Source organism: Roseiarcus sp., from assembly GCF_052145395.1.
Lineage (GTDB): Bacteria > Pseudomonadota > Alphaproteobacteria > Rhizobiales > Beijerinckiaceae > Roseiarcus.
Genome location: NZ_JBKQOT010000469.1, coordinates 1 through 5,174, shown reverse-complemented (window position 1 = coordinate 5,174; position 5,174 = coordinate 1). Strand labels below are relative to the sequence as shown.

At 66.4% G+C, this 5,174-nt stretch carries 8 protein-coding genes; 6 read left to right on the top strand and 2 right to left on the bottom strand.

Annotated features, from left to right (window positions below; genetic code table 11):
- From ACLP25_RS16010 to ACLP25_RS15985, 6 genes are all read left to right on the top strand, one after another.
- The coding region (locus ACLP25_RS16010) for a 3-hydroxyacyl-CoA dehydrogenase family protein (RefSeq protein ID WP_442470175.1) at positions 1-421 on the top strand (421 nt) is incomplete at its 5' end.
- Complete coding sequence (locus ACLP25_RS16005) at positions 418-1,569, top strand: CaiB/BaiF CoA transferase family protein (protein ID WP_442470174.1); 1,152 nt, start codon at positions 418-420, stop codon at positions 1,567-1,569. The genes ACLP25_RS16010 and ACLP25_RS16005, both read left to right, overlap by 4 nt.
- 4 nt (positions 1,570-1,573) lie before the next feature.
- On the top strand, positions 1,574-2,167 hold the full coding sequence (locus ACLP25_RS16000) for a histidine phosphatase family protein (protein ID WP_442470173.1): 594 nt from the start codon (positions 1,574-1,576) through the stop codon (positions 2,165-2,167).
- On the top strand, positions 2,155-3,090 hold the full coding sequence (locus ACLP25_RS15995) for an acyl-CoA thioesterase (RefSeq protein ID WP_442470172.1): 936 nt from the start codon (positions 2,155-2,157) through the stop codon (positions 3,088-3,090). The genes ACLP25_RS16000 and ACLP25_RS15995 overlap by 13 nt, the downstream gene beginning before the upstream one ends.
- Before the next feature lie 17 nt (positions 3,091-3,107).
- The gene (locus ACLP25_RS15990; protein ID WP_442470171.1) at positions 3,108-3,578 is read left to right on the top strand and encodes an FAS1-like dehydratase domain-containing protein; all 471 of its coding nucleotides are present in this window, start codon (positions 3,108-3,110) and stop codon (positions 3,576-3,578) included.
- Positions 3,547-3,969, top strand: a complete 423-nt coding sequence (locus ACLP25_RS15985; RefSeq protein WP_442470170.1) for a MaoC/PaaZ C-terminal domain-containing protein — start codon at positions 3,547-3,549, stop codon at positions 3,967-3,969. The genes ACLP25_RS15990 and ACLP25_RS15985 overlap by 32 nt, the downstream gene beginning before the upstream one ends.
- Before the next feature lie 10 nt (positions 3,970-3,979).
- Here the strand turns inward: ACLP25_RS15985 and ACLP25_RS15980 are convergent, their stop codons facing one another.
- Positions 3,980-4,456, bottom strand: a complete 477-nt coding sequence (locus ACLP25_RS15980) for a MarR family winged helix-turn-helix transcriptional regulator (RefSeq protein ID WP_442470169.1) — start codon at positions 4,454-4,456, stop codon at positions 3,980-3,982.
- Positions 4,457-4,585: 129 nt separating this feature from the next.
- Positions 4,586-5,174 (bottom strand): class I adenylate-forming enzyme family protein (locus ACLP25_RS15975; protein WP_442470168.1); only part of this gene is annotated, 589 nt, incomplete at its 5' end.

The following is a 5,174-nucleotide window of genomic DNA, read 5'->3' as shown; positions in this document are numbered from 1 at the left end:
GGGGCGATCCGGCCGGCGCGCGGGCGGCGGTTTCTTCGACTGGCCGAGCGATGGCCCGCGAATGCCCTGGCCGGGATTGAGCGCCCTCTTTCCAATATCCGCGTTGCAGCCCGAGCCCGAGGCGATCCGACTGAGGCTCCTCGCCGCCGAGGCCCGCGAAGCCCTGCGCTGCCTCGAGGAGGGCGTCATCCGTAATGCCGACGACGCCGATCTCGCGTCGGTTCTCGGACTCGGATTTCCGAAGGTTTTGGGCGGCGTCCTGCGATGGGCCGAGACTTTCGGACTTCTGACGTTCGTCGAGGCTCTGGACCATCTGGCCGAGACTCATGGCGACCGATTCTCGCCGTCGCTCTGGCTGCGCGCGCTCGCCTCGCGCGCCGACGGGCTCGGCCCCTATCGAGGAAAGGATCTTGCGACGTGACAGGACCGTTATCCGGCCTTCGGGTGGTCGAACTGGGCGGGATCGGGCCCGCACCCTTCGCCGGCGCCCTGCTCGGCGATCTCGGGGCCGACATCCTGCGCATCGACCGAATCCCGAAGGCCGGCGTCGAACCCGAGACGCCAGCCCGGTTCGATTTCTACAATCGCAACAAATGCTCCGTCGCGCTCGACCTGAAGCGGCCCGCGGCGATCGAGGCGGTTCTCGCCGCGGTCGCCAAGGCCGACGCCCTGATCGAGGGTTTCCGTCCCGGCGTCATGGAACGGTTGGGCCTCGGCCCCGACGTCTGCCTCGCCGCGAATCCGCGCCTCGTCTTCGCCCGCATGACCGGATGGGGACAGGAAGGGCCGCTGGCTCAGGAGGCCGGACACGACATCAACTATCTCGCCCTCACCGGAGCGCTCCATGCGCTCGGGGACGCCGATCGTCCCCCACCCCCGCCGCTCAATCTCGTCGCCGATCTCGGCGGCGGCGCGCTCTACCTGACCGTGGGGGTCCTCGCGGCCGTGCTCCACGCGCGCGAGACTGGGCGGGGTCAGACGCTCGATGTCGCGATGGTCGATGGCGTCACCCATCTCATGTCCGCCTTCCAGGCGTTCCGCCAGCAGGGCGTCTGGACCGATCGGCGGACGGACAACATCGTCGACGGCGGCGCTCCATTCTATCGGTGCTATGAGACTGCGGACGGTAAATGGATCGCGGTCGGCGCCATCGAACCGCATTTCTACGCCAACCTCATCGCCTGCATGGGGCTCGCGGCGAAAGACCTGCCGGACCAGAACGATCGCAGCGCGTGGGCCGCGATGCGCGAGCGTTTCGCGGCCGTCTTCCAGACGCGGACTCGCGACGAATGGGTCGAGCGCGCCGCCGGACGCGACGCGTGTCTTGCGCCCGCCCTCTCGATCGATGAAGCGTCAAACCATCCCCACATGCGGGCGCGCGGCGCCCATGTCGCCTTCGACGGCGTGACCCATCCGGCTCCGGCGCCGCGCTTCAGTCTGACGCCGGGCGGACTGCGGCGCGCCGCCCCCTCCCCAGGTTGCGATAGTCGCGAGGCCCTTTCCGACTGGGGCCTCTCATCCAGCGCGATCGAAGCGCTTGAAGCAACCGGGGCTCTGGCCCAAACCTGACCCCATGCGCCTCATCCTCATTCGCCACGGCCGCCCCAACGAAGATGACGCGGACGCGCCGCACGATCCGCCACTCAATGCGCACGGCCGGCGGCAGGCGCAGGCGGCGGCGCGGCTTCTCGAAACCGAAGGCTTGACCCGCATTGTCGCGAGCCCCCTTCGGCGCGCGCGCCAGACCGCCGAATCTCTGGCTGAGCGCCTCGGTCTCTCGATCGAAACGATCGACGATTGGGCGGAGGCGGATCGCGGGTCGATCCGATACCGCTCCACGGAAACGCTCCGTGCCGAGGGCGGAGACGCGTGGTCGCGATTCCTCGCCGACCCGATCGGCTATCTCGGCGGCGATCCGGCATCCTTCCGGGCGGGCGTGCTCGGCGCGCTCGCCGCGACCGTAGCGAACGAATCGGCCACGGCGCGGGTCGCGGTTTTCACCCATGGCATGCCGATCAACATCGTGCTCTCGCACGCGCTCGGGCTGGAAAGCATCACGCGATTTCTCGTCGGCTACGGCTCCGTTACCCGCCTCAGGCATCTCGGCGATGGGCGCTATGGCGTCGTCAGCGTCAATGAAACGGGACACCACAAATGGACACCCTGAGCGCCGAGGCCGGAATTCCGCCCGAGCGGGAAAGCCCGACGGAATGGAACGGGCGGGACATCGGCCAACTCCTCTGGCTCGCGCGAGTATCCGAGAGCCGCTTTCGTTCACGGCGCGCCGAGACGAACGAGCATGGACGCATCTACGGCGGGCAGATCCTGGGACAGGCCCTGTCGGCGGCGTCTGAGACGGTGTCGAAAGACAGGTTCGCATCCTGCTTGCAGCTTGTCTTCGCCGCGGGTGGTCTTCCCGATCAGGCGATCGATTTCGACGTTCAGACCCTTCAGGAGGGCAAGCGGTTCTCGGCGCGCCATGTGCGCGGCCTGCAGCAGGGAGGCCGCATCCTCTGCGACGCCAGCGTCACCTTCGCCAAAGCCCTGGAGTCGCCGGCTCATGAGGCGCCGCCGCCTCCCGACTGCGGCCTCGACCGCGATCCGGAGAATTGCCCGACGCTGGAAGACGTCGACGATCCCCGCGTTCAGGACGTCGAGCGAACGCTGAACTACATGTATCGGCCGCACAAGGCGATCGACATGCGCGCGCCGTTCGTCGAGGATCTTCTGCCGCGGACGCTCGCGGAGCTGCGGATGCGCTTTTGGATTCGTTTGCGGCAGTCGCTCGGCGACACTCCAGAGCTGCACGCTGCAGCCTTCGCCTATCTTTCCGACTACTGGATCAATTTCGCCGCCTGCATCGCGCATGTGAGCGCCATGGCCGAACGGGACGCCCACCTCTACGTAGCGAGTCTCAATCACGCCGTCTGGTTCCATCGGCCACTGCGCGCCGACGCTTGGCTTCTCTTCGATTGCGTTAGCCCCAGCGGGGCCTTCGGTCGCGGTCTGGCCATTGCCCGCGTCTACTCCCGCGCCGGTGATCTCGTCGCCAGCGCGACGCAGGAGTGTCTGCTGGCGGCAACGGCCTGACGGAGAGAACTTCCGCCATGAATCTCGACTATGTCCGCGGGCTTCAATTCGCGCCGATTGTGCAGCACTACAACACCCGCGACAGCGCGCTCTACGCCCTGAGCCTCGGCATGGGGCAGGATCCGCTCGACGAGGACGAACTGCCTTATGTCTATGAGGGTCGCGGGCCGCTCGCGGTCCCGAGCCAGTGCGTCACCCTGGGCTGGCCGCCCTTCTGGCACAAGGCGCCGGAAACCGGGATCGCCTGGCGGCGGATTCTTCATGGCGAGCAGAGTTTCTCGCTCGTTCGTCCGCTCGCGGTCGAAGGTCGGATTCGCGCCGAGCACAGAATTGTCGCCGTCGACGACAAGGGCGCCGAGCGCGGCGCAATCGTCCATACGGAGCACGACCTCATCGACGAGGCGACTGGAGCGCCGCTTGCGAGCCTCCGCTCGACGGAGTTTCTGCGCGACGACGGTGGCTGCGGCGGATTTGGGACCCCCTTTTAACTTGACTCGGTCTCTGGACGAGCCCGCCGGGATTGCCGCCGTCTGTGATTTCCGGACATCCGCGCAGGCCGCCCTGCTATATCGTCAGGCGAGCCGCGACTATATGCTTGTTCACGCCGACCCGGATATCGCGCGCCACGCGGGCTTTGACCGTCCGATCTCGCATGGCCTCAATACGTTCGGCCTCGCCTGCCGGGCAGTCCTCAGGCGGTTCGCGCCGCGTCGTCCGGAAGCGATCGCCGCAATGACGACGCGTTTTGCGGCGCCCGCTTTTCCCGGCGATACGATCCGGATTGAGATATTCGAAACGCCAGCAGGCTTGCGGTTTCGAGGCCTTGCGCTCGAGCGCTCCGTCCTGGTGCTCGATCGGAGCGAGGTGGAGTTCCGCTGACCAACCGGCCTCAGGCCGCGTCGGAATCCTCGACGTCCTCGCTCTCGTCGATCATCGCAAGAAGGTTTTCTTTCATGCCGCGAAGCGCACGGACCGTCACCTTAAGATCCTCCGGTTCGATCTTCTCGAGGATTTCCTTTTCGGTCACGCTCACGTTTTCCCGGATCTGGGCGATCAGCGCATGGCTGCGCTTGGTCAGATAGACGCGCTTCACACGCCGGTCTTCTTCGTCAGGTCTACGCGATATGAACCCCGTCTTTTCCAACCGGTCGATCAACTGACCGAGCGCCACTTTTCCGAGGTCGAGTTCGTCCGCCAGCGCAACCTGAGACATTCCGTCGGAGCGCGACAGGAAGGCAAGCACCCACCATTGCGAACGCGTTACGCCCAACGGCTTCAGCGCCCGGTCGACGACGCGCCGCCGCAGCCGCGAAACGTCGTGGAGGAGAAAACCGAGCCGGAGCTCCCAATTCAGATCTGGCGCCATCTTGGCCTCGTTCGGGAGCCGAGCGGCTCGCCAGGTATCGTACGCTAGAACACCACTGGTTATTTGGGCCAGCAGACCCGCCTTCGCAAGCGATCGGTCGGCAAATCGAGGCCCTATGCGACTAATTCCTCATATCTTTCGGTCGCGTCCCGCCCACCACGGATCCCGGAGAACGCCCTTGCGCACCTTGCCGACCGAGGTCACGGGGAGCGGCTCCGAACGGAACTCATAAGAGCGGGGGATCTTGTAACCGCCGATGTGCTTGCGGCAGTGCGCGGTCAGTTCGTCGGGCGTCACGCTGGCGCCGTCCTTGGGCACGATCACCGCATGCACCGTCTCGCCCCACTGGTCGCTCGGGACGCCGATCACGGCCGCCTCGCGAACGGCCGGATGCAGGAACAGGACCCGCTCGACCTCGATCGAGTACACGTTCTCGCCCCCTGTGACGATCATGTCCTTGACCCTGTCGGCGACATAGAGGTAACCGTCCTCGTCGATCGTGCCGGCGTCGCCCGTGTGCATCCAGCCGTCGCGAAGCACGGCGGCAGTGGCTTCCGGATTGTTAAAATACCCGCTCATCAGCGAGTCGCTTCGCACGATGATTTCGCCAAACGTGTTCGGCGGCGCGAAGGATCCGTCAGGCACAATGACCCGGACCTCGTTGCCGGGGGCGGGCTGCCCCGCCGACCGAAGGCGCTGGGCCTTCGGTCCCGAGACG

Coding starts and splice junctions, on each gene's coding strand:
- ACLP25_RS15980 (WP_442470169.1), bottom strand. CDS start 4,456: ATGGCGCCAGATCTGAATTGGGAGCTCCGGCTCGGTTTTCTCCTCCAC.
- ACLP25_RS15990 (WP_442470171.1), top strand. CDS start 3,108: ATGAATCTCGACTATGTCCGCGGGCTTCAATTCGCGCCGATTGTGCAG.
- ACLP25_RS16000 (WP_442470173.1), top strand. CDS start 1,574: ATGCGCCTCATCCTCATTCGCCACGGCCGCCCCAACGAAGATGACGCG.
- ACLP25_RS15995 (WP_442470172.1), top strand. CDS start 2,155: ATGGACACCCTGAGCGCCGAGGCCGGAATTCCGCCCGAGCGGGAAAGC.